This is a genomic window from Paenibacillus pasadenensis (genome assembly GCF_002864175.1).
Lineage (GTDB): Bacteria > Bacillota > Bacilli > Paenibacillales > Paenibacillaceae > Paenibacillus_O > Paenibacillus_O pasadenensis.
Map to the genome: position 1 here is coordinate 421888 of NZ_NFEZ01000003.1, position 23609 is coordinate 445496.

Below are 23609 nucleotides of genomic sequence, written 5' to 3' on the forward strand. Positions count from 1 at the left end.
CTTTCGTTCCTCGTTCGCCGACCGTTCTCCGGGATGTCCTTCCTTCAGCCACCATAAGGACGCTTGCAGCCGTAACGGCGTCCCTCTCTGCGTATGTGCGCTGAACTACTCGTTCCCATCATCGAAGTCATATGAGTGAATTTCCACCATTCTACCGCGCTGCAGGGATCAAGTCAAGAAGCGTGGCGCCGCCGGCAAAAAAAGGACCCGGAGCGGCAGCTCCGGGCAACAGGTGAACCTATTAAAAAGGGGGTCGAGGTTCAGTATAGCCCTCTTATGTTAAGGCAGCGTTCCGGTCGGATTACAATTCGATGACAAAACGGTCAAGGGCGGTCAGGCTCGGGCTGCTTGCGTTCCGGCAGCGGTGCCGAGCAGGCCCAGTCCTCCGCGAATTCGAGATCCTCCTCCAGCTCCTCCAGCAGCAGCGCCTCCCGCCGTTCGGCCTGCAGCAGACGGCGCCCCGCGGCGCCCAGCACGAGCTGCTTGCGTCCCACTCGCATGACATGCACTTCCTTTCGAAAATTGAGCCACGATTACCGCGAACCATTCCGATAAGTAGTGTTGCCACGCCCGCCCGGACTTAATCGTCGCCGGGGAGGCCGTTCGATCCGACTTACTCCTTGCTGTCGATCACCAGCGTGACCGGCCCGTCATTGACGAGCGCCACGTCCATCATCGCGCCGAAGCGGCCGGTCTCGACCTTGAGTCCGGCTGAGCGCAGCGCTTCGTTGAACGCCTCGTACAGCGGCTCCGCCTGCTCCGGGCGGGCCGCCGCCATGAAGTTCGGCCGCCGGCCCTTGCGGGCGTCGCCATAAAGCGTGAACTGCGACACCGAAAGGATGTCGCCGCCCGCTTCCTTGACGCTGAGGTTCATTTTGCCGGACTCGTCCTCGAAGATGCGCAGCCCGGCGATCTTGTCGGCCATCCAGCGCAAATCCGCCTCGCCGTCCTCATGGGTGAGGCCGACGAGCAGCAGGAGTCCCCGCCCGATGCGGCCCGTCGTCTCGCCGTCGACGGCTACGTGAGCCGACGAGCAGCGCTGCACGACTACTTTCACGGCATGCCGCCTCCTCTTATTGCATGATGCGCTGGACGGAGTAGATGTCCTTGACGCGCTTGATCTTCTCCACGACCGATTGCAGATGCTCGATGTTGCGGATGAGGATCGTCATGTGGATGATGACCATCTTGTTGCGGCCGGTGCGGCCGGTGACGGCGGAGATGTTCGTCTTGGACTCCGCGACCGCCTGCAGCACCTCGTTGAGCAGCCCGCGATGGTCGTACCCGGTAATCTCGATGTCGACGCTGTAGTTCGACTCCGCCGATTCCTCCCACTCGACCTCGATGACGCGCTCGGCGTCCTCTCCGCCTTCTTCGATCGGGATGTTCGGACAGTCGCTGCGATGCACGCTGACGCCGCGCCCGCGCGTGATATAGCCGACGATGGCGTCGCCCGGGACCGGGTTACAGCAGCGGGCGAAACGGACGAGCAGGTTGTCGATGCCCTTGACCGTCACGCCTCCCGTAGCCGCCTTCTTGCGCGTGCCCGGAGACTTCATCTCGACGGGCTCGCTCGTCAGCTCGATCTGCTGCGCCGCCTCGGCTTCCCGCCGCATCTTTTCGGTCATCTTGGTGCAGATCTGCGCAGCCGTGATGCCGCCGAAGCCGATCGCCGACATCATGTCCTCGGGATCGTGGAAGCTGAACTTGGAGGCGGCCTCCATGAGCTTGTCCTCGATCATCCACGCCGACGGCTCCAGGCCCAGCTTACGCAGCTCGCGCTCGAGCGCCTCGCGGCCTTTGACGACGTTCTCCTCGCGGCGCTCCTTCTTGAACCACTGCTTGATCTTGGCCCGTGCGTGTGAAGACTTGGTGAGCTTGATCCAGTCCTGGCTCGGCCCGTAGGAATGCTTGGACGTGAGGATCTCCACGATGTCGCCGGTCTTGAGCTTATGGTCGAGCGGCACGATGCGGCCGTTGACCTTGGCTCCGATCGTCCGGTTGCCGACCTCGGTATGGATGCGGTAGGCGAAGTCGAGCGGCACCGAGCCGGCCGGCAGCTCGATCACCTCGCCCTTCGGCGTGAAGACGAAGACGAGATCGGAGAAAAAGTCCATCTTGAGCGACTCCATGAACTCCGACGCGTCCTCCGCCTCGTTTTGCAGCTCCAGAATTTCCCGGAACCAGCTCATCTTGTCCTCGATGTTGCCGCCCGGCGCCGTGCCTTCCTTGTAGGCCCAGTGCGCGGCGACGCCGTACTCGCTCGTCCGGTGCATCTCCCAGGTGCGGATCTGCACCTCGGTCGGCTCTCCGTTCGGACCGACGACGGTCGTATGGAGCGATTGGTACATGTTCGCCTTGGGCATCGCGACATAGTCCTTGAAGCGGCCCGGCATCGGCTTCCACAGCGTGTGGATGATGCCGAGCGTGGCGTAGCAGTCCTTGATGTTGTCGACGATGATGCGGATCGCCATCAGGTCGTAGATCTCGTTGAACTGCTTGTTGCGCATCGTCATCTTGCGGTAGATGCTGTAAATATGCTTGGGGCGGCCGGAGATGTCGCCCTCGATGCCCATCTCGTCCAGCTTCTCGCTGATGCGCGAGATGACTTGGCCGATGAAGTCCTCGCGCTCTGCGCGCTTTTTCTTCATGAGGTTGGCGATCCGGTAGTATTGCTGCGGGTTGAGGTACCGGAGCGCGGTATCCTCCATCTCCCACTTGATCGCCGAGATGCCGAGCCGGTGCGCGATCGGACAGAAAATCTCCAGCGTCTCGTAGGCGATGCGCCGCTGCGCTTCCTCCGACTGGAACTTGAGCGTCCGCATGTTGTGCAGCCGGTCGGCCAGCTTGATCAGAATGACCCGGATATCCTGCGCCATCGCGACGAACATCTTGCGGTAGTTCTCGTTCTGATGCTCCTCCTTGGAGCGGAACTTGATCTTCTCCAGCTTGGTGAGGCCGTCGACAAGCATCGCGCAGGTGTCGCCGAAGCGCGCTCTCACCTGCTCGACCTCCACCGTCGTGTCCTCGACGACATCGTGAAGCAGGGCCGCGATGATCGACGTCACGTCCATCTGCATGTTCACGAGAATCTCCGCCACCGCTACCGGATGGAGGATGTAAGGCTCCCCGGACTTGCGCACTTGGCCGAAGTGAGCCTGGTCGGCAAAAACATAGGCCTCCCTGATTCGGGCGAGATCCTGTTCCTTCATATAAGTTGACGCCTTAGCGAGTAGTTGGTCTATGCCCATGGAACGTCCCTTTCTGAGTGTCAGGATTCGACTCCAGCCGTGTCCCCGTACCTATGAAAATTGGTTTAACTCTTATTATGCCCCCATCATGCGGCGTCCGTCAACTCGCTGCCCGGCAGACGCTTTTCGACAATCCCAGACAGGATGCCGACGTAGGTAGATGTGCTGAAACCGGCTCGCGCTTCAGCCGCGACTGACGCTGAATCCGGCTGCCGCTTCGCAGGCGATTGACGCTGAGCCGATTCCCGCTTCGCAGGCGATTGACGCTGAAGCCGACTCCCGCTTCGCGGAGCGGGGACTCGTTCCGATCTCCCTGGAGCCCAGATTCCTTTGATTTTATTTTCCAAAAAGGAAGGAATCCGCCCTCCAAGAGAACAGCTGCCGTTTCTCCACGAGCCCCCGTCCGCTTCGCTCTTTGGATTCGACGATAGGCTCGGTGCTTTCGCTCAGCACCGTTAGCCCCGTCACCGTACAATCGGTTAGACGCTAATGCCGAACCCGCCCCCAGTCCGCTTCTTAGAGACTCATTCCGATCTCCATGCACACAGGATTTCTTTGATCGCAATCTCCGGAACCCTCGAAAGCTTCTATAACGAGCTGAACCCCCGGAAAAATCGGGTTACAGCGGCTCACAAGCTCGTCTTTTTGACCCTAACCCGAATAAATCGGGATACAGCGATTAATCAGCCAGTCTTTTGGGCTCTAACCCTAATAATTCGGGTTACATCGGCTCTCAAGCCCGTTTTTCAAGCTCCAACCCGATTAAATCGGCTTACATCGGCTCGCAAGCCCGTCTTTTTGGCCCTAACCCGAATAAATCGGGTTACAGCGATTAACCAGCCCGTCTTTGGGACTCTAACCCGAATAATTCGGGTTACAGCGGCTCACAAGTCCGTCTTTTGGGCTCCAACCGACACGCCTGCCTACCGGAGTTACTGATTTGACCTCACAACTCCGACCGGTTCGACCTCTGCTTGCCCGAGTTACTCGGTTTTTCCGCGCAACTCCATCCGGTTTGACCTCCGCTTGATCGAGTTACTCGGTTTTCCGCGCAACTCCATCCGGTTCGGCCTCCGCTTGCCCGAGTTACTCGGTTTTTCCGCGCAACTCCATCCGGTTTGACCTCCGCTTGCCCGAGTTACTCGGTTTTTCCGCGCAACTCCATCCGTTCGGCCTCCGCTTGTCCGAGTTACTCGGTTTTTCCGCGCAACTCCATCCGGTTTGACCTCCGCTTGTCCGAGTTACTCGGTTTTTCCGCGCAACTCCGACCGGTTTGGCCTCCGCTTGCCCGAGTTACTCGATTTTTCCGCGCAACTCCATCCGTTCGGCCTCCGCTTGTCCGAGTTACTCGGTTTTTCCGCGCAACTCCGATGCGCCCAAGTCGTTGCAGTCTGGGTCATTTCCAGCAAGCTGGGGCTGCTTGCTGGCTCTTTCCGCAGCGGCCGTTCATGCTGCCGCGTGCCGAGCGAGCTGCCGTCTCCCAGGTATGCGGGAGACGGTTCACCCCCTAAAAAAGGGGGAAGGCTGGCTGTGGGACGAGGAGAGCGGAGGGGGCCGATGCCTTTCGGAGAAGCGGCAGCGGTCCTCTTGGAAGACGGATGGCCTCCGCCTAGGAGGTCAGAAAATCAGGGCATCCGGCTTCCAGTGGAATCGGAGAAAGGCTCGGCTCGCGCTGCGGCCTATTCCTCCCACCTATCTCGCTTCTCCAGACCGCCTGGGAAAGGCTCGCTTGCGCAGCGGCCTGTTCGTCCACCTATCTCGCTTCTCCAGACCGCCCGGAGAAAGGCTCGGCTCGCGCTGCGGCTTGTTCGTTTCCCAAACTTGCTTCCCCGGCTTCACCTGGGAAAGGATCGGATCGCGCTGTGGCCTGTTCGTCCCACCTCTCTCGCTTCTCCAGACCGCCCGGAGAAAGGCTCGGATCGCGCTGCGGCTTGTTCGTTTCCCAAACTTGCTTCCCCGGCTTCACCTGGAGAAAGGCTCGGCTCACACTGCGGCCTGTTCGTCCGCCGAAAACCAAAAAAGGCCGGGAATCGTCCCGGCCGGCCGTCATTATTTCCTGAGAAATAATTAATATTGGATGAGCGAGAAAACATCGGTTCCGCCCAGCTTCTCGCGTCCGTTCAAGTAGGAGAGCTCGATCAGGAACGAGGCTCCGACGACCTCGCCGCCGACCTGGCGGATCAGGTCCATCGTCGTCGCGATCGTGCCGCCGGTCGCCAGCAGGTCGTCGGCGATCAGCACGCGCTGTCCCGGCGCGATCGCATCCTTGTGGATGGCCAGCTTGTCCTTGCCGTATTCCAGGTCATAGGAAGCCTCGACGGTCTCGCCTGGCAGCTTGCCGCTCTTGCGGATCGGCACGAAGCCGACGCCGAGCGCCAGCGCCAGCGGAGCGCCGATGACGAAGCCGCGCGCCTCCGGTCCGGCGATCAGGTCGATCTGCTTGTCCTTGAGCGCGGCTTTCATGTCCTCGATGGCCGCGCGGTACGCTTTTCCGTCGCCGAGCAGAGTCGTGATGTCCTTGAAGCGGATGCCCGGTTGCGGGAAGTCCTCGATGACGCGGATATAGTCTTTATAATTCATGGTCGTTGATCTCCTTTTGTTCAATTCAAAATGGATTCGGCTTGAAGCTCCGGTCGGAGCTGCGACAGCCAGGCGCTGATCGCCTCCGGACTGTCCTGAAGAAGAGCGGCCAGCCGGCTTTCTTCCCGCGCCGCTCTCCAGGAGGCCGACTCCGTCAGCTCCCGCCGGCCGGGAGCTGGCTCCAGCGCAAGCGCGCCGCCCTCCTCCCGAAGGAAACCCAGCTCCGTGAATACGGCCAGCGCGAGCGCGGCCGCGGCGCTAGGACAGCCCGCCTGCTGCGCGAGCTGCCGTACCGCCTCGGCGCGACCGCCAGGCAGCGGCGCCAGGCGACGCAGGCGCGCGTAAAGCTGGCCCATCCGCTCCCGCTCGGTCCAATCGGCGCCGGCCGGCTGCTGCTTCGGATAAAGCAGATGGACAGCCGCGAGTCCTGGCGTGAGGCGCAGGCCAGCCTCCAGCTCGGCCCACGAGGACGGAGGCTCCAGCAGCGCCAGCTCGCGGCAGCCGAAGCCGCCTGCCGGCAGCTCGGCGGGGTCGCAGCAGCGGAAGCCGCCTGCCGCGCCGGAAGCGGCGGCGGCGGTCTCTTGCCGCAAAGGCCCTTGCAGTCTCGCAGGCGATGCGATGACCGCTCCTGTCGCGCCTTCTCGGAGCAGCCGCTCCCTTAGCCGAGCGACGAGCGCCAGCGGATCGCGCGTGCCCCGATGATCGTATACGCGCGGCTGCCGGACGGCAAGGTCGCGGATCATGAGCTGCGGACGCTTCCGGCCGTTCCACTCGTTGACGCTCAGCTCTCCGACGATGTCGGCGGCCGAGCTGCCTGCCAGCTGCTCGGACAGCCCGCCCAGGCCGAAGCCGATCGCGTCCAGCGCGGAGGCTCCCGGCTTGCCGAGAGACAGCTTGAGATGGGACTGGTCCTTGCCGATCGTTCGCAGCTCGGCCAGCCTCGCTCCTTGCAGCAGCACCTTCGGCAGCGGGTTGCCGCTGCCGAACGGCTCCAGCAGCGCCAGCTGCTCGATCGTCTTCAGCGACGCCTCTTCCGGCAGGCAGACAAGATCGATCTCGCTCACCGGCACATAATCTTCCGGCTGCAGCTGACGGGCCGCTTCCAGGCAAAGGCCGCGCTCGAGCTCGGCCAGATGCTCATGCTTCAGCGTCATGCCTGCAGCTGCCGCATGGCCGCCATAATGCTCCATGAGGTGCTTGGAGGCGCTCAGCGCCTCGTATAGGTCGAAGCCCGGAATCGATCGGGCCGACCCTTTGCAAAGCCCCGTCTCTAGATCATGGCCGAGCAGCACCGCCGGACGGAAATGCCGATCCAGCAGCTTCGAGGCGACGATGCCGATGACGCCCGGATTCCATCCCTCGCGCGCGAGCACGATGACGCCGGGATGAGGCTCGCCGGCTTCGTCGGCGCGGCGGCAGCGCTCCTGCCAGGCTTCCTCCGCCTCGAGCGTCATCTGCTCGACGATCGCCCGGCGGCGGACGTTCAGCTCGTCCAGCTCGCCGGCGAGTCCAGCCGCCTCGGCCAAATCCTCCGACACGAGCAGCCGCACCGCCGCATCGGCATGCTCCAGCCGGCCCGCCGCGTTGATGCGCGGTCCCATCTGGAAGCCGATATCGGACGCCGTCACCGATTCGAGCGCGGTTCCGCAAGCCTCGGCCAACGCTTTGAAGCCCGGCTTCGGCGAGCGGCGCATCGTCTCGAGTCCGCAGCGTACGAGGAAACGGTTCTCGTCCTCGAGCGGCATCAGGTCCGCGACCGTGCCGAGCGCCGCGATGTCGCTCCACTCCAGCGGCGGCCGCCCGAGCAGCGCCTGAGCGAGCTTGAAGGCGACGCCGGCGCCGGCAAGTCCCTTGAACGGATACGGACAGCCCGGCTGCTTCGGATTGACGATCGCATCCGCCTCCGGAAGCGACTCGGGCGGCTCGTGATGATCCGTCACGACGACCGACAGGCCGAGCTCTCTCGCTCGCGCGATCGGCTCCACCGCGCTGATGCCGTTGTCGACCGTGATGATGAGGGAGAAGCCCTGCTCGGCGGCCCGCTCGACGGCCGGCACGTTCAGACCGTAGCCTTCCTTCATCCGGTGCGGAATATAATAATCATGGCGCATGCCCAGCTCGCGAAGCAGATAGAGCATGAGCGACGTCGAGGATACGCCGTCCGCGTCGTAGTCTCCGTAGACGAGCACCCGCTCGCCGCCGTCGGCTGCCTGGCGGATCCGCCGCACGGCCGCCTCCATGCCGAGGAGCTCATAAGGATCATGCAGCTCTTCCACGCCGCCGCGCAAAAAACGCTCCGCCTGCTCGGGCGATTCCTGGCCCCGCAGGACGAGCAGGCGCGCCGCCAGCGGCGACAGCCGCAGCTGCGCCGCCAGCTTGGCGGCTTTTTCTTCGCCGGACGCATCCAGTTCGCGGATGCGCCAGCGGGTTTTGGACGGGATCAATCCGTCACCAGCCTTTCCAGCAAACAAACGCTGCCGCTTAGCGGCAGCGTCGACTCACCTGTTTATTGCAATAAGGTCGGCATATGCTCCTGATTCGGATCATGGTTCGATTTGTACGGATAGCCGGGGTTGTAGGGCTCCACGCAGATGCGCATCTCCACGATCTGCAGGAAGCGCTTCTGCACGAGCGTCCTCACTCTGCCGGCGATCTCGGAGCCCTCCATCACGGAGATGCGCGGGTTGACGCTGATGACGATGTCCGCCGCCAGCTTGCCCCCGTTGTGGACAGGCTGCACGGCCTCGACCGTGACGACGCCGTCGACGCGCTGGATCAGCTCCATCAGGTCGCTCGCCAGGCCGTCATCCGCCTGCCGCGTCTCGATGCGCGGCCTCCCGGCCTGCATGATGAGGCCGTAGCCCTTGCTGACGAGAACGGCTGCGATCAGCGCCGAAGCGATCGGATCCATGTACAGCAGCCATTCGATGCCGCTTTCTCCGCCTGCCCATGCCGCTCCCGACCCGGCCGTAGCCGCGATCGAGGACAGCCATTCGGTCGCCGGAGCCGCTCCGCGCACCAGAAGCAGGCGGATCACAAGGCAGGCCGGTACGACAAAAGCCGCGGGCCACCTCGGATAGAGGTCGGGCGGATCAAGCAGATCCTGCACGGCCAGCATCGCCAGCTCCAGGCCGATCAGCATGAGCAGGATCGAGAACAGATAGGCCGGCGCATGCTCGGCTCCGCCCAGCCATCGGCGGGAAAGAGCCGAACGTCCGCGCCGGGCCCCTTCTCCGCTCGACAAGTAGCTGCCGCAGGCGTCAGCCGCCGAGCGGAACGCATCGGAGAGCACGGCCGAGCTGCCGAGCAGCGCTCCCGACGTTCCTTTGGCAAGCGCCAGGCCGATATGGACAGCGGTTCCCCTTTTGCCGGAATCGGCGGCGGGCTGTAGCTTGATGGCCATCGGACGCGCCTCCTGACTACGAAGCGGCCGGGTTGCCCGCAGGCGCCTGCTTCTGCTTGGACTTGGACTTCATGAGCAGCCACAGCGGGCTCGCGATGAAGATGGAGGAATAAGCGCCGCAGAACAGGCCGATCAAGATCGCCAGCGAGAACAGGCGGATCGATTCGCTGCCCAGCACGAACAGGGCGGCGGCGGCGAACAGGACGGTTACCGCCGTGTTGATCGAGCGTGTCATCGTCTGCCAGATGCTGTCGTTGACGAGCTTGCGCAGATCGTCCGGCGACTTGATCTTGGCGAAGCGCAGATTCTCGCGGATCCGGTCGAAGATGACGATCGTATCGTTGATGGAATAGCCGATGATCGTCAGGATCGCCACGATGAACGGCAGGTTGACCTCAAGCCGGAACACCGAGAAGATGCTGATGACGAGGAACGCGTCATGCACGAGCGAGACGATGGCCGCGAGGCCGAAGCGCCACTCGAAGCGGATCGCCATGTAGAGGACGATGCCGATACTGGCGACGATCATCGCCTTGAGCGCGTTCCACTGCATCTCGCGGGCGATCTCCACGTCGACCGTGTTGACCTCGACCGAGGCGGCCGGGTCGAACTTGGCCTTGAGGTCGGTCTTGAGCTTGTTCTCCTGATCCTGGCTCAGCACTTCGTCGAAGCGGATCGTCATGCGGTCCTGGCCGAAGGTCGGCGCATTGTGCTTGCCGTATCCGCCCTCGGTGAGGAACGTCTCGATCTCGGCGCGCTGGCTCTCGAGGCTCTTGGACGACTGCACGTCCACGCTCGATCCCGAGCTGAAGTCGACGCCGTAATTCAAGCCGAGCGAGGCGAGCGAGATGATGCCGCCAAGCGTCACGACGATCGCGAAGAGATAGAAATATTTGCTGTATTTGACGAAGTCGATTTTCGACTCCTTGAAGTTGCGCAGGTCCTTGTCCTTAGAGGGCACGGATTTCACTCTCCTTTACCCCGTAGTAGCCCGGCTTGGCGAATCGTCCGCTCTTGATCATGAGCCAGAGCAGGTAGCGGGATACGACGACGTTGGAAATGAGGCTGATCAGCACACTGAGCAGCAGCGTGATCGCGAAGCCCTTGACGGAGCCGACGCCGATGAAGAACAGCACGAGCGAAGCGATGATCGTCGTCACATGGGAGTCGATGATCGTGCGCAGCGACGTCTTGGAGCCGGCGCGGAAGGCGCTGTTCAGGCTCTTGCCGGATCGCAGCTCTTCCTTGATCCGCTCGGCGGTGATGATGTTGGCGTCGACGGCGATGCCGACCCCGAGGATGAACGCCGCGATGCCCGGCAGCGTCAGCGTCGCGTCCAGCGCGATATGCGCCGCCAGCAGCAGCCACGTGTAGATGATCAGCGATACGCTGGCCGCGATGCCCGGAACGCGGTAGAAGATCAGCATGAAGAGTACGATGAACACCGTGCCGATGACGCCGGCGAAAATCGTGTCGTCCAGCGACTTCTGGCCCAGCGTCGCGCCGACGGACTGGGTGTATTTGACCTCGAGCTTCAGCGGAAGCGCGCCGAGGTTGATCGTGTCGCGCAGAGCCATCGCCTCGTCGCGCGTGAAGCTGCCCGTAATGGAGGCTTCGCTTTGGTTGATCTCGCTCCGTACGCTCGGCGCGGAGATCTCCTCTTCGTCAAGGTAGATGGCAAGCACGTTTTTGCCATTGGTAAGCTTGGCCACCTCGCGGGTGACCTCGGCGAACTTGGAGGCGTCCTTGAGCTTGATGGAGATGCCGTATTCGTTGAGCGCGCTCTGCTGCAGGGCGGCCCCGTTCTCCTTGAAGTCCTGGCCGGTCAGCTCGATCTTGCAGTAGCCTTCTCCGTCCTTGCAGCCGCGCGCGCTGCGGAACGTCAGGTTCGCCGGCTTGACGAGCGTCTCGCGAAGCTCGGCTTCCTTGCTCTCTTCCATGCCGGCGATGCGGATGCGGATCCGGTCCGCGCCTTCCGTCGTGACCTCCGGCTCCGAGACGCCGGTCTGGTTCACCCGTTTTTCAAGGCTTTTGGCCGTCTCGTTCAACGATTCCTTCGTTACAGTGCCGCCTTCGTACAAGGGCGTGGCTTGGTACAGGATCTCGAATCCGCCCTTGAGGTCGAGGCCGAGTCTAGTCTTGTCAAGCAGGGCGGGGCTTGTTGCACCAATGACGCCTAAGCTTACGACGACAATGAGCAGGAATGCCAGCATCCGTTTCATATGCCTGATGTTCCTCCTTAAGTTCTCAATCGTATCTATTATACCGAGCGCTAAAATGGGAGTCAAAAAAGAAAACCCCTGCTCTCAGGGGTTCTGCCAGGCGCTCATCGTCAGATGATGCATCAGCTGCTGGGGCTTGAGCGACAGGATGTCGTTCACGAGCCGATACAGCGGCGGCGCTCCGCTCTTGGCATATTTTGCGTGCACGCACTCCCATATGTCCGGTCCGGTCACCGATTCGTATCCGATCCAGCGGAACTCCTCCGCCTTGCTCTCGCACAGGACGAACAGCTCTGCCGCGATCTCGTCCTCCGACATCCCGCCCGCCTGCTCCCTGAAGGGATGAATTTCCGTCATTCGGCCTGCCGCCTCCCTCGCTGCTCCTATCGTCCAGCCGTCATCGTTTCCAGTTGTACCCCTTCGACACCGAGGCGCCTTTTCCTGCCGGTATGCCTGTTTTCTTTTGAAAATGGCAGACATGCCCCCGCCCCCTGTCCGCATAGACTCCTCTACGGACGCGCTCTGCGCCTCGCCGCCATCTTCAAGGCGCCGGCAGAGCCAAATTACGGTCTAGCGGAAAAGAGAGGTTGCCATGACGAAACAAACGTTCATCAAGGGAGCGATGATCCTGCTCGCCGCAGGCGTCGTCAACCGCATCCTCGGCTTCGTGCCCCGGATCGCGCTGCCCCGGGTCATCGGCGCCGAAGGCGTCGGCTTGTACCAGCTCTGCTATCCTTTTCTCGGCGTCCTTCTGACGCTCATCACCGGCGGCATCCCGGTCGCGGTCGCCAAATGGGTCGCCGAAGCCGAGTCCCAGGGAGGCGGGGCAAGGGTGCGGCAGATCTTCCGCACCGCGATGGGGCTGACCGTCGCCCTCGGCTTGATCATGACGAGCGTCATGCTGCTGTCGGCCAAATGGATCACGACGCGGGTGCTGACCGATCCGCGGGTGTACGAGGCGTTTCTCGTAATGGCGCCGATGCTGCTGCTGATCGGCGTCTCCTCCGTCTATCGGGGCTATTTCCAAGGCAAGCAGAACATGATTCCGACCGCTCAGTCGCAGGTCGTGGAGACGGTGCTGCGGATCGCCGCCCAGCTGACGCTCGCCGCGCTGCTGCTGCCGATGGGCTTGCAATGGGCGGCGGCCGGAGCGATGATGGGCACCGTGCTCGGCGAGGTAGCCTCGCTGCTCGTCATGCTGCATCATGCGCGCAAGGACCGTCTGGAGCATCCCCGCGAGCGGGACGGGCTGGACATGCCGGCGGAAGGGGCCGCGCTGCCGCTGGAGCCGCTGCCGGCCGGACGGGCTCCCGTGCTGCGCAAGCTGCTCCGGCTGTCCGTGCCGATCACCGGAAGCCGGCTCGTCGGATCGCTGTCGTATTTGCTCGAATCCATCCTGACCGCCCGCAGCCTTGCCGCAGCCGGCATCGCTACCGGAGCGGCGACCGCCCAGTACGGCGCGCTCCAGGGCATGATCATCCCGCTGCTGCTGCTGCCGACCGCCCTCACCTACTCGCTGTCCGTCTCGCTCGTCCCGTCGCTGTCGGCGGCGGCGGCGCGCGGCGACCGAGCCGCCATCCACAAGCGGCTGCATCAGTCGCTGCGGCTCGCGCTCGTCAGCGGCGCTCCGTTCGTCGTCATCATGGGGCTGCTCGCCGAGCCGCTCTGCCGCATTCTGTACGACCACGCCGAGATCGCACCGCTGCTGACGCTGCTCGCCCCCGTCGGCATCTTCATCTATTTGCAAGGGCCGCTTCAAGCCGCGCTGCAGGCGCTCGACAAGCCGGGCACGGCGCTGCTCAACACGACGATCGGAGCCGCCGTGAAGCTGTATCTGATCGTCGAGCTGGCCTCGCGTCCCGAGCTGGGCATCTACGGCGCCGTCATCGCCATCTCGGTCAACATCGTGCTCGTCACGCTGCTGCACGGCATCAGCGTGCTGCGGATTTCCGGCTTTCGCATGAAGCTGCCGGATTTCGTCAAGGTCGGCGCTGCCATGATCATCATGGGGGCGGCCTGCCGCTGGATCATGTCCCATCATCCGCTGTCGCTCGAATGGCTCGGCCTCGCCGCCGCCTGCACGATCAGCGCGCTCCTCTACCTCGCGCTCATGGCCGTCATGGGCATTATCGACCGGCATGACCTCCGGCGCATCCCCGGCATCGGACGCTGGTTCTGAACGAGGCGGTCCCTACGACAAAAAAAGCAGCCGCGGAAAACGGCTGCTCATTGTTTTTTCCTCACATCGACAAACAGCTCTCCCTTGTGGTCGACCGAGCAGAAAAACACCTGCTTGTAATCCGACACATTGAACTTGCGAAGCTGCTGCTTGAGCCAGAAGCGGTTTTTCTCGAGCCTTTCCAAGCTCTGGTCGAGCACCTTGCCGTCCATGATGAGCGGGATCGGAAGCGTCTCGAAGCGGTAGCTGGCCGGCAGCTTCATCTGCACCGGCTTGTGCTGCACGCCGTCTGCCTTGGGGCTCGCGCCGGAGCCGCCCGCGCTGTCCTGGCCGCCTTGCTCGTCCGCTTTTCCGCCGCCCGCCCCGCTCTCCTCCTGCTCCTTGGGTATGACCGACAGCTTGCCGCTCGTCTCCAAAATCGCAAACTCGACATCCGCTACGCGAGCGATCTGATTTTCCCGCAGCTGCTGCAGCAGATCGTCCAGATTGTAGCGCTGCTTCTTCATTTCTTCCGGATCGAGCTTGCCGTCGGCGATAATGACGCTCGGCTTGCCGTCGAACAGCAGCCGGATGCGCCGGTTCTTCATGCCGATATAGGCGATGCCGACCTGCACGGCCATCAGGATGACCATCGGCACGATGCCGTCCAGCAGCGGCCTTTCCGTATCCTCGATGACGAGCACCGCGATCTCCGCGATCATGAACGAGATGACGAGGTCGAAGACGCTCATCTTGCCGATCTCGCGCTTGCCCATCAGCCGCATGATCAGGAACACGACGAAATAAATCAGAACCGTGCGAAGCAGCAAGGATCCAAGGTCCATGACCGGATCGCCTCCCCTCTCTGGCGCTTGCTCATGGGCTATTGTCGCCTTCCCGCCGATCCGCCATGCGGCCCTTGCCGCATCGAAATGTTGGCAATTGCCTCGGTCCGCGCCACTGCGGCCATGCCGCGACTTGTACTATTTCTGCCGGCTTGGCCATATGGTGGAATAAACCGAACTCTCGGAAGGTGGGGATCCGAATGAATCCGATCAAGACCGTACCTAAAGTAAGGCTCGGCTCGCCGATGCTGGCCGGACTCGTCTTCGCCGCGTTATGGCTCGCCCTCGGCGCGCTGCTCCTGTCGCTGCTCCTCTATGCCGGCAGCCTGAACGAATCGTCGCTGCCGGCATGGTCGCTCGGCATCCATGGCGCGGCCGCGCTGTGCGGCGGCTTCACCTCCGGCAAGCGAAGCGGCTCGAAGGGCTGGTACCATGGCGGGCTGCTGGGCCTCGGCTACGGGCTGCTCGTGCTGATCATCAGCTTTCTGGCGGCGGATGCCGGCATCGGGGCGCGCACGGGCATCCTGTTCCTGATCGTCGCGCTGGCCGGCGCCTTCGGCGGCATGGTCGGCGTCAATTTGCGCAAATAATCTGGAATCAACTGAGAGCCGTGTAAATAACAAGCCGATATGCTATACTTGCTTACGTTCGTCTGCCGGGACCCGCTCGGCCGGCGGCGCATCAGGTTGACCTTTAGGGGGAAGCATATTGGCGATCTTTCATTCCATGAATCAAGTCACGATATATACGATCCTGACCTCGGCCCTGCTCATCGGCTTCGGCACCGGCCGCAATCCGCTGCGGGCGGCCTGGGTGTTCGTCCGCAATTTGGCGACCCGTCCTCGCTACCTGCTGCTGTTCGCCTCTTTGCTGGGCATCTTGTTCTTGAACAAGTTCGAGCTCACGCTCGAAAAGGCGATGAAGCCGCAGCCGGATTTCACGCCGTACATCTTCAGCTTCGAAGGCCGCTTCGTCGAGAACTTCCAGCAGCTGTTCCATGCCGAATGGCTGACGCCGTTTCTTGCCTTCTTTTATATCGTCGTGTTCCAGAGCGTGCTCGTCGCCTCGCTCGGCATCTACATGTTCCGCGACCGTTCAGGCCGGCAGTTCAAGGCGACCTGTTATGCCGTGATGATCAATTATCTCGTCGCCATTCCGTTCTATCTGTTTCTCCCGGTGAAGGAGGTATGGGCGTACGATCCGAACGTCCACTTCTACATGCTGGAGGCATTCCCGGCGTTCGAGTCGATGTATCGCGGCCTGTCGGGCCTCGACAACTGCTTCCCGAGCCTGCATACGTCGATCTCCGTCACGATGGCGCTGCTCGCCGCCCGTTCAGGCAATCGCCGCTGGGCCTGGTTCGCCGGCATCAACGCCGCCATCATTATTTTCACCATCTTCTACATGGGCATCCACTGGCTGACCGACATGCTCGGCGGCCTCGGCCTGGCGGTCTTCTCCGTCGCGCTCGCCTATCGGCTCGCCGACTTGAGCTCGATCCGCAAGCCGCTGCCGACGGTGCAGGGCTGAAGCTTTGCTCGTTCATGGGCAGCAAGCAGGACCGCGATCCTTCCGCCGCGTGCGGGATGATCGCGGTCCTTTTTTGCGCAGACTCATGCTTTCGCTTGCCTGACCCTCAGAGAAGCTCAGTGGACGGCATTCTCGATCGTGGCGAAATAAGCCCCCCAATGCGGCCGCCGGCCGTCGCGGTCCGTGAAGCCGTACCGATCCGACAGCTCCCATGAGCTGAGCGCGCGGCCGGACAGCTCCTGCCGTCGCGGATCGGCAGCCAGGCATGCGAGCGCCCGCCCGACGAACAGCGGCGTCTCCGATTCGAGGAAATGCGGGTCCTGGCTCGCCGCATCGCGCCAATTTTCCTCCGAGACGCCGAAGTGGTCCAGCATCTCCTCCGAGCGCAGGAAGCCCGGCGTCAGCGACACGGCTGCGGCTCCTGCCGCCTTCCACTCCTCGGCAAGTCCTGCCGCCATATGGATGCCCCAAGCCTTGATCAGGCTGTACGCGAGCTCGCCGCGATAGCGGTAGTCGATGCCGTCCGTGATCTCGGCGATCAGGGCTCCGTCCGACAGCGCCAGCAGCGGCGCGGCAAGGTAAGCGGTAATGTAGTGGGTCTCCATGACGGTGCGCTGCATCGCCAGCGCATCGTCAAGCGGGCTTTCCCAGTAGCGCTTGCCCCAGTGGGAACGCTTCTCCCCGCCCCAGATGTCGTTGACGAGAATGTCGAGCCGTCCCTGCTCGCGGCCGATCCGCTCCATGAGCGCCTCCACTTGAGCCGGCACCATATGGTCCGTGCGGACCGCGACCGCCTTGCCCCCGGCCCGCTCGACCCGCTCCGCCGTCTCTTCGATCGTCTCCGGCCTCCCCAGCTCCGAACGCGCCTCGCGCGTCGTCCGGCCGCTGACGTACACGGTCGCGCCGCGCTCGCCGAGCGCCTCCGCGATGCCTCTACCGGCTCCCCTCGTGCCGCCGGCAACGAGCGCGATCCTGCCCTTCAAGTCTTGCTCCGGCTTCCATATCATGCCCAACCACTCTCCTTCTTTTTTCGCGTTCCCTTCCATCCTAACTTGCGAATAAGCCATCCTCTGTCCTATTCACGAGGATATAATGTAGAAAAGGAGGCTTGGAACCATGACGAGACAGCTGGAGCTGCTGCTCTTGCTTCAGGCAGAAGGCAAAAAAAGCGTGCGCGAGCTCGCCCGGCAGCTTGAAGTATCGCCTCGCACCGTGCAGCGCGACCTCGATGCGCTCTCCGCCGCAGGCGTGCCCGTCGTCGCCGAGCGGGGCGGCGGCGGCGGTTGGAGGCTGATGGAAGGCTATCGCACCCGGCTGACCGGCATGACGGACGCGGAATGGAGAGCGCTGCTGCTCGCCTCCGGCAGCCCGGCCGCTGACGAGCTCGGCTGGTCGGCGGAGCTGGAGAGCGCGCTGCTGAAGCTCAGGGCGGTGCAGCCGAGCGCCTCGCTGCCGCATGCATCCGCGCTGCAGTCGAGGCTGCTGCTCGACGGCGAAGGCTGGACGGCGGCCGAGAAGGAGCAGCCGCATCTCAGCCTGCTCATGGAAGCGGTGCTTCAGGATCGGCGCATCCGCTTCCGCTACGCCTCGCCGGCCGCATCGCCGGCGCCAGCGGCGCCGTCCTCCAGCCCGCTTCCCCGCGAGCGGCTCGCCTGTCCGCTCGGCCTTGTGCGCAAAGGAAGCTCCTGGTATCTCGTCGCCGACGAGCTGGAGAGCGGGCGGCCCGATTCCGCCCCGCAGGAGCCGGTCCGCAAAACGTTCCGCGTCTCGCGGGTGCTTGAAGCAAGGCTCGAGGCGGAAGCTTTCCAGCGTCCGAAGACGTTCGACCTGCCCTCCTGGTGGGCCGCGTCGGTAGCCGACTTCCAGTCGGCGCTGCCGAAGCCGATGACGGCCGGGCTGCTCGTCACTGCGGACGCGCTGGCACGCCTGAAGCGGATGCGCTACGTCAGCGTCGACGAAGGCTCCGTCCGTCTGCGCGAGGGCGCGTCGATCACGGCATCCGGCAGCTGTGCCGGACAGCCGCCGGTGCCTGCCGTCGGCAGCGCCGCAGCAGAGCTGCCGACCGTCTCCGCCGACGGCTCCGCAGGCGAGCCGGACGAGGCGGCTGCGGCGGCTGCGCAAGTCTGGCTGCAGGCCGAAGTCCGCTTCGACACGATGGACTACGCCGCCAGCGTCATCCTGTCGCTTGCTCCCGGGGCGGCCGCGCTGAGCCCCCCGGAGCTGCGCCGCCTCGTTCGAGAGCGCGCGCTGCGGGCCGTCCGCGGCCATGAGGAGCCGCAATAGCGAAAAAGGACCAAGCTGAAAATCAGCTTGGTCCTTTTTAAGCCGCCGGCCTCGACGGCCGAAGCCGCCCCATGGCCGGCGATGCAGGCCGATGCGCGCGTTAGAGCGTGCCTTCCGGCTCTACCTTGTCGCTCTTCTCTTCCTTCGCGGCCGCTTTGCTCTCTGCCGGAGCCGGGGCGCTGTTCAGCACCGTGTTGATGGCGCTGCGCTCGAAGGTGATGCGGGTCGTGTCGTTGACGCGAAGCACGACGGTATCGTCAGTCAGCTCGACAATCGTGCCGTGCATGCCGCCGATCGTCGAGATCTTGTCGCCTTTTTTAAGCGCGCCGAGCAGCGCGTTGCGGGCTTTCTGCTTCTTTTGCTGCGGACGGATCAGCAGGAAGTAGAACACCACGAACATGAGGATGAAGGGAAACAGCATCGTCCAGATGTTGCCGCCTCCGGCTTGAGATGCAAGATACATGGAAAGGACCCCTTTCAGTTGCGTGTCGATTCATCCGGCCTCTCGGCCGGATTCTAGAAGCCTTTTTCGTTGTCGTGCAGGCCGTACATCGTGAAGAACTCATTGCGGAAGTCGAGCAGCCGATCGTCCTGGATCGCCTGCCGCACGCCCCGCATCATCTCCAGCAGGAAATGCAGGTTGTGGTACGTCGTCAAGCGGATGCCGAACGTCTCGTCCGCCTTGATGAGATGGCGGAGATAAGCGCGCGAGTAGTTGCGGCACGTATAGCAGGAGCACTCGGGATCCAAAGGTCCGAAATCCTCCGTATACTTGGCGTTGCGGATATTGACGCGGCCCTGGCTCGTCATCGTCGTGCCGTTGCGCGCGATGCGCGTCGGCAGGACGCAGTCGAACATGTCGATGCCGCGGATGGCGCCGTCGAGCAGCGCGTCCGGCGAGCCGACGCCCATCAGATAGCGGGGCTTGTTCGACGGGAGCAGCGGCACGGTCTCCTCCAGCACCTCGTACATGAGATGCTTCGGCTCGCCGACGCTCAGACCACCAATAGCATACCCCGGAAAATCAAGGGAAGTCAAATCAGCCGCGCTCTGGCGGCGCAGGTCGGCATGCATGCCTCCTTGCACGATCGCGAACAGTCCCTGGTCGCCCGGACGGGCGTGCGCCTTGAGGCAGCGCTCGGCCCAGCGCGTCGTGCGCTCGAGCGATTGCTTGATGTAGTCGTACTCCGCCGGATAAGGCGGGCACTCGTCGAACGCCATCATGATGTCCGAGCCGAGCGCGTTCTGGATTTCCATCGCCTTTTCCGGGGAAAGGAACAGCTTGTCTCCGTTCAGATGGGAGCGGAAGTCCACGCCCTCCTCGCGGATCTTGCGCATGTTGCTCAACGAGAACACCTGGAAGCCGCCGCTGTCGGTGAGGATCGGACGGTCCCAGTTCATGAAGCGGTGCAGGCCGCCCGCCTTGGCGATGAGCTCATGGCCCGGACGCAGCCACAGATGGTACGTATTGCTGAGGATGATATGGGCGTCCATCTGCTTGAGCTCCTCGGGGCTCATCGTCTTGACGGTCGCCTGGGTGCCGACGGGCATGAATGCCGGCGTCTCGATGACGCCGTGCGGCGTGTGGACGCGGCCGAGCCGCGCTCCGGTCTGCTTGCAGGTTTTGATCAGTTCGTAAGTTACAGCCACGGTTCACTCTTCCATTCCTAGTAGATAAACATCGCATCGCCGAAGCTGAAGAACCGGTATTGCTCCCGGACGGCAGCCTCGTAGGCGGCGAGCACGTTCTCGCGGCCGGCCAGCGCGCTGACCAGCATGACAAGGGTCGACTTGGGCAGATGAAAATTCGTCAGCAGGGCGTCCACGGCCTTGAACTCATAGCCGGGGTAGATGAAGATGTCGGTCCAGCCGCTGCAAGCCTGCAATCCGTCCGGAAAGCGGGCCGCGACCGTCTCCAGCGTGCGCGCGGACGTCGTGCCGACGGCGACGATGCGGCCGCCGCGCTCGCGCGTGCGGCGCAGCCGGGCGGCCGTCTCCTCGCTCAGCTCATAATACTCCGAGTGCATCACATGCTCCTCGATCGTATCCGCCGAGATCGGACGGAACGTGCCGAGGCCGACATGAAGCGTCAGCGGCGCGACCTCGACGCCCGCCTGCTGCAGCTCCTCCAGGAAGGACTGGCTGAAATGAAGTCCCGCCGTCGGCGCGGCAGCCGATCCCGCCTGGCGGGAATAGACCGTCTGGTAGCGTTCCCGGTCGTCGAGACGCTCCTTGATGTACGGCGGAAGCGGCATCTCGCCGAGCCGGTCGAGCAGCTCGGGGAAGATGCCTTCGTAAAGGAAGCGGACCGTGCGGCCGCCCATCTCCCCTTCCGCCTCGACGACGGCGCGCAGCAGCGGCTGTCCGTTCTCTCCTTCGCCGAAGGCGACGACGGCTCCGGTCCGCAGCTTCTTGCCGGGCTTGGCCAGCGTCTCCCAAGTATCGCCGTGCAGCTGCTTCAGCAGCAGCAGCTCCGCTTTGGCTCCCGTGTCTTCCTTGACGCCGAGCAGACGGGCCGGAATGACTCGCGTGTCGTTGACGACGAGCGTATCGCCTGGACGAAGATAGTCCTTGAGGTCGCGGAACGCATGATGGCCGAGCTCTCCCGTCTTCTTGTCCAGCGTCAGCAGGCGCGAGGCGGTCCGCTCCGCGAGCGGCGTCTGCGCGATCAGATGCTCCGGGAGATGAAAATCGTAGTCTTCTACATTCATAAGGTCAGGATCCGTCCTTAACGAGTTCAATCTCTTTATAGTAGTATTTCAGAATCGCATCGTACGCATACCCTTGCTCGGCGAGGCCTTTTGCTCCGTACTGCGACAGCCCGAGGCCATGGCCGTAGCCCGTGCCGCGGATATACCACGACGCCGCGGAAGCGACGGGACGGATCGAGCCGTCCCCGCCGATGACGTTCAGCGACGCGCCTCCGGAGGAGGAAGCCTTGGCCCCGCCTGCGCCCAGCACCTGCACGGCTGCGCCGGCTTCCTTGGAGCCCGGCTGGCCGCCGCCGCCGAGCAGCGACAGCGACGCCGGCTCGATCCAGAAGCGCGTGCTCGGCAATCCGCCAAGCGCGCCGCGCAGGCTGTCCGGCGACTTGACGCCGAGCTCCTTGCCGTTGACGAGCAGCTTGGTCACGCGGCCCGAAGGTCCGCGCTCGCCGACCTCGAGGCGCGTGATCGGGCCCGAGACCGCCGAAGTCGTCTTGCCCTTCATCGCGTCCACCAGCTGCTGGCTCGTGAACGGCCCCCGGATCCAGTTCATCTCGTTGGACTGGGGCACCGTCTCGAGCACGGTCACTTTGGCTCCCGCGCCGAGCTTCTCGACCGCATCGACGCCGCTTTGGACGAGCGGGATCGGGCGCACGTTCGTATCCGCCGACTTGACGACGGCGGTCTGGGCGGCGGCGCCATTCGTGCCGGACAGCGTCACGGTGTCCGAGCGGACGAAGCCGCTCTTGCCCGACGGCGTCAGCACCCGATGCCAAGAGAGAAGGCCTTTTTCGGAGGTGTCGTCGGGGCTGTCCACGCTCGCCAGATACGGAACCGGGTTGCCCCACACCTCGGCGGGGTCCGCCGTGCGGCCGCCCGAGCTGGAGGAGAACACCGCCTCGACGGGCTTTCCTCCCGACTTCAGAACGATGCCGGCCGTCGCGTCGACCGCCTGGATCGTCGTCGCCTTTTCGGCTGACGTGCCGTTGTACGCCTGGCTGAGCGTCGTGTCGACGACCTCGGCGATGCCGAAGCCGCTGCCCTGGGCGAGCGCGTAGGAACGGGCGGCGACGGCCTGCGCCTTGAGCGCCTCCGCATGCCAGGAGCCCGGCATCTCGCCGCCGACGACGGAATACAGATACTCCTCGAAATCGAGCTCGTTGATGACGGCGAGCGCGCCGTTGTAGCTGCCGACTTCGACCTGACCTCTGTATGTACGTCCGTACCTCTCGGCAAGTTTCACCGGCTCGGCGCCCGCCGGACGGATGACGGCGAAGGAGCCGGACGGAGCCTGGTACAGCGGCGTCGGCGAGCCCTCCTTCTGGCTGACCGTCAGCTCCTGCCGCTTGATCAGGTAGGCGCCGGCGGAAGCCGGCGCGAGGCCGGCCGCTTCGGCGACGCCCGCCAGCTTGAGCCGGATCGCGTCGAGGCCGGCGGCATCGGCCGCCGCTCCGACGAGCACGGAATAGGACGTGCCGCTCCCGCCCGGGCGAAGCGCCACGAACGTCTCGACGCCGGCCGCGCCGAACGCGCCGGCGGCGGCGAGCGCCTCCGCTTCGGTCGCATAGGCGGCCGTCTCCAGATGAAGCGGACCGCGCACGGCGCCGGCTCCGCCGCCGAACGTCTTGACGGTCGCGTTCTGCATCCACTTGGCGAGCGCCGTCGAAGCCGCGGAGGCGGTCGCATAAGACCCCTCCGTCACCTCGTACGCCGCCATGCCTGCGCGGGACGTCTTTTCCAGCACCGGATTGCCTCCGGCCGACTTGACCGCCTTGGCCACGGCCAGCGCCGCCGAGAAGTCGGCGCTCTGGCCCAGCAGCGCCGAATATCCTTCGGCCATCGCCCGCAGCTCGACGCCTGCCGGAACGGCGTCCAGCAGCCCCGTCTCGCCGTTTTTCTTGACGGCCAGACGCAGCCCGCCCGCCGAGCTCAGCGTAGCGGCAGGCGTCGACAGCGTGTATTTGTTTGGAACCGTGATGAAGATGCCGACCCGGATGGCGCGCCCCGCCTCTCCGTCAGCCATCGCCGCGGAAGGAAGGCATAGGCTTGCCGCCAGCGCGGCCGGACCGAGCCAGGCCGCCGCTTTATATGCTCTCGATCGCTTCATTGGGTCTCCTTTCGATGGTCGCATTCCGCTTCATGTCCGTCGCCGTCCCCGTCGCTTCCGCGCTCCGAAGGCATGACGCAGTCCGCGCCGCAGCCGGTCGAGACGCGGCCGAACCAGGCGTAGCGGCGGGCCGCGACGTACCGGTAGAGCGCATCGGCGAGCGGCCGCATGCCCGGCAGCCGGTACAGCCAGGCGATGCGGCCGAAGCCGCGCACGGAGCGCAGCGCCCGCACGACCGCAGCGCTGCCGGCGTAGACGGCGCCGTCGCGTGCGACCGCGTGGATCTTCTCCAGCAGCTGCCCGGAGGCGGGAGGTGCTCCGCGGAACAGCTGCTGCAGCTCGTCCTCCGTCAGCTCCTGCACGGCCGCGTAGCGAATCGGCTCGCTTGGCTTGAGCGCCTGAAGACGATCCACCGCTCCTTGGCAGAGGCGGCAGCCGCCGTCGTAAAGCACCGTCAGCCCGGCATCCGCGCTGCCGCGCCGCCGCTCTCCCGCCGCGCCAGCGGCGCCGGACCGGCCTCTCATG

Annotated in this window: 20 protein-coding genes and 1 other annotated feature (1 of these 21 running past the window's edge); of the genes, 4 read left to right on the forward strand and 16 right to left on the reverse strand. The window is 64.0% G+C overall.

All coding sequences use genetic code 11. The annotated features are described in order from the left end of the window. Positions 1-131: a binding site (T-box leader), on the reverse strand (it extends 115 nt beyond the left edge of the window). Positions 132-323: 192 nt separating this feature from the next. The 9 genes from B8V81_RS25125 to B8V81_RS05525 form a co-directional block, all read right to left on the reverse strand. Continuing rightward, positions 324-500 (reverse strand): hypothetical protein, encoded by a 177-nt coding sequence (locus B8V81_RS25125; RefSeq protein WP_153783986.1) that lies wholly within the window; start codon positions 498-500, stop codon positions 324-326. 113 nt (positions 501-613) lie between these two features. Next, positions 614-1057: a D-aminoacyl-tRNA deacylase gene (gene dtd / locus B8V81_RS05490; protein ID WP_028597534.1), complete on the reverse strand. Its 444-nt coding sequence runs from the start codon at positions 1055-1057 to the stop codon at positions 614-616. A 16-nt stretch (positions 1058-1073) separates the two neighbouring features. After that, on the reverse strand, positions 1074-3251 hold the full coding sequence (locus tag B8V81_RS05495; RefSeq protein ID WP_028597533.1) for a RelA/SpoT family protein: 2178 nt from the start codon (positions 3249-3251) through the stop codon (positions 1074-1076). 2067 nt (positions 3252-5318) lie between these two features. Then, complete coding sequence (locus tag B8V81_RS05500; RefSeq protein WP_101807920.1) at positions 5319-5831, reverse strand: adenine phosphoribosyltransferase; 513 nt, start codon at positions 5829-5831, stop codon at positions 5319-5321. Positions 5832-5851: 20 nt separating this feature from the next. Beyond that, complete coding sequence (recJ, locus tag B8V81_RS05505; protein ID WP_101807921.1) at positions 5852-8275, reverse strand: single-stranded-DNA-specific exonuclease RecJ; 2424 nt, start codon at positions 8273-8275, stop codon at positions 5852-5854. A 62-nt stretch (positions 8276-8337) separates the two neighbouring features. Continuing rightward, positions 8338-9234, reverse strand: coding sequence for a cation efflux transmembrane domain-containing protein (locus B8V81_RS05510; protein WP_101807922.1), 897 nt, complete (start codon positions 9232-9234; stop codon positions 8338-8340). A 16-nt stretch (positions 9235-9250) separates the two neighbouring features. Then, a complete protein-coding gene (gene secF, locus B8V81_RS05515; protein WP_052332951.1) occupies positions 9251-10195 on the reverse strand; it encodes a protein translocase subunit SecF in 945 nt (314 codons plus the stop codon). Then, a complete protein-coding gene (gene secD / locus B8V81_RS05520) occupies positions 10185-11456 on the reverse strand; it encodes a protein translocase subunit SecD (RefSeq protein ID WP_052332950.1) in 1272 nt (423 codons plus the stop codon). Before secD ends, secF begins: the two co-directional genes overlap by 11 nt. Positions 11457-11540: 84 nt before the next feature. Next, a complete protein-coding gene (locus B8V81_RS05525) occupies positions 11541-11813 on the reverse strand; it encodes a post-transcriptional regulator (protein ID WP_084136561.1) in 273 nt (90 codons plus the stop codon). A 235-nt stretch (positions 11814-12048) separates the two neighbouring features. Between B8V81_RS05525 and spoVB the strand changes: the two genes are divergently transcribed. Next, positions 12049-13635, forward strand: coding sequence for a stage V sporulation protein B (gene spoVB, locus B8V81_RS05530; RefSeq protein ID WP_101807923.1), 1587 nt, complete (start codon positions 12049-12051; stop codon positions 13633-13635). 47 nt (positions 13636-13682) lie between these two features. Here the strand turns inward: spoVB and B8V81_RS05535 are convergent, their stop codons facing one another. Continuing rightward, positions 13683-14459: a YetF domain-containing protein gene (locus tag B8V81_RS05535; RefSeq protein ID WP_101807924.1), complete on the reverse strand. Its 777-nt coding sequence runs from the start codon at positions 14457-14459 to the stop codon at positions 13683-13685. Between the two features lie 200 nt (positions 14460-14659). Between B8V81_RS05535 and B8V81_RS05540 the strand changes: the two genes are divergently transcribed. Together B8V81_RS05540 and B8V81_RS05545 are read left to right on the forward strand one after the other, a co-directional pair. Then, complete coding sequence (locus tag B8V81_RS05540) at positions 14660-15049, forward strand: TIGR04086 family membrane protein (protein WP_028597526.1); 390 nt, start codon at positions 14660-14662, stop codon at positions 15047-15049. Between the two features lie 136 nt (positions 15050-15185). Then, positions 15186-15989: a phosphatase PAP2 family protein gene (locus B8V81_RS05545; RefSeq protein ID WP_101808235.1), complete on the forward strand. Its 804-nt coding sequence runs from the start codon at positions 15186-15188 to the stop codon at positions 15987-15989. Positions 15990-16105: 116 nt separating this feature from the next. Here the strand turns inward: B8V81_RS05545 and B8V81_RS05550 are convergent, their stop codons facing one another. After that, on the reverse strand, positions 16106-16996 hold the full coding sequence (locus tag B8V81_RS05550) for an SDR family oxidoreductase (RefSeq protein WP_101807925.1): 891 nt from the start codon (positions 16994-16996) through the stop codon (positions 16106-16108). A 109-nt stretch (positions 16997-17105) separates the two neighbouring features. Between B8V81_RS05550 and B8V81_RS05555 the strand changes: the two genes are divergently transcribed. Then, entirely contained in the window at positions 17106-18272 is a 1167-nt protein-coding gene (locus tag B8V81_RS05555; protein WP_101807926.1) for a helix-turn-helix transcriptional regulator, read from the forward strand. A 100-nt stretch (positions 18273-18372) separates the two neighbouring features. On the opposite strand, the gene yajC is transcribed toward B8V81_RS05555, so the two are convergent. Genes yajC through B8V81_RS05580 form a run of 5 tightly spaced genes read right to left on the reverse strand, consistent with a single transcriptional unit; the run spans position 18373 to position 23608 of the window. Continuing rightward, on the reverse strand, positions 18373-18735 hold the full coding sequence (gene yajC, locus B8V81_RS05560) for a preprotein translocase subunit YajC (protein WP_043110898.1): 363 nt from the start codon (positions 18733-18735) through the stop codon (positions 18373-18375). A 53-nt stretch (positions 18736-18788) separates the two neighbouring features. Beyond that, positions 18789-19922 carry a tRNA guanosine(34) transglycosylase Tgt gene (gene tgt / locus B8V81_RS05565; protein WP_028597523.1) on the reverse strand — a complete coding sequence of 378 codons (1134 nt, stop codon included), beginning with the start codon at positions 19920-19922 and terminating at the stop codon, positions 18789-18791. A gap of 17 nt (positions 19923-19939) precedes the next feature. Continuing rightward, the gene (queA, locus tag B8V81_RS05570; RefSeq protein WP_028597522.1) at positions 19940-20983 is read right to left on the reverse strand and encodes a tRNA preQ1(34) S-adenosylmethionine ribosyltransferase-isomerase QueA; all 1044 of its coding nucleotides are present in this window, start codon (positions 20981-20983) and stop codon (positions 19940-19942) included. Positions 20984-20987: 4 nt separating this feature from the next. Beyond that, positions 20988-23084 (reverse strand): SpoIID/LytB domain-containing protein, encoded by a 2097-nt coding sequence (locus B8V81_RS05575; RefSeq protein ID WP_028597521.1) that lies wholly within the window; start codon positions 23082-23084, stop codon positions 20988-20990. After that, complete coding sequence (locus B8V81_RS05580; RefSeq protein ID WP_101807927.1) at positions 23081-23608, reverse strand: thiol-disulfide oxidoreductase DCC family protein; 528 nt, start codon at positions 23606-23608, stop codon at positions 23081-23083. The genes B8V81_RS05575 and B8V81_RS05580 overlap by 4 nt, the downstream gene beginning before the upstream one ends. Position 23609 lies beyond the last annotated feature (1 nt).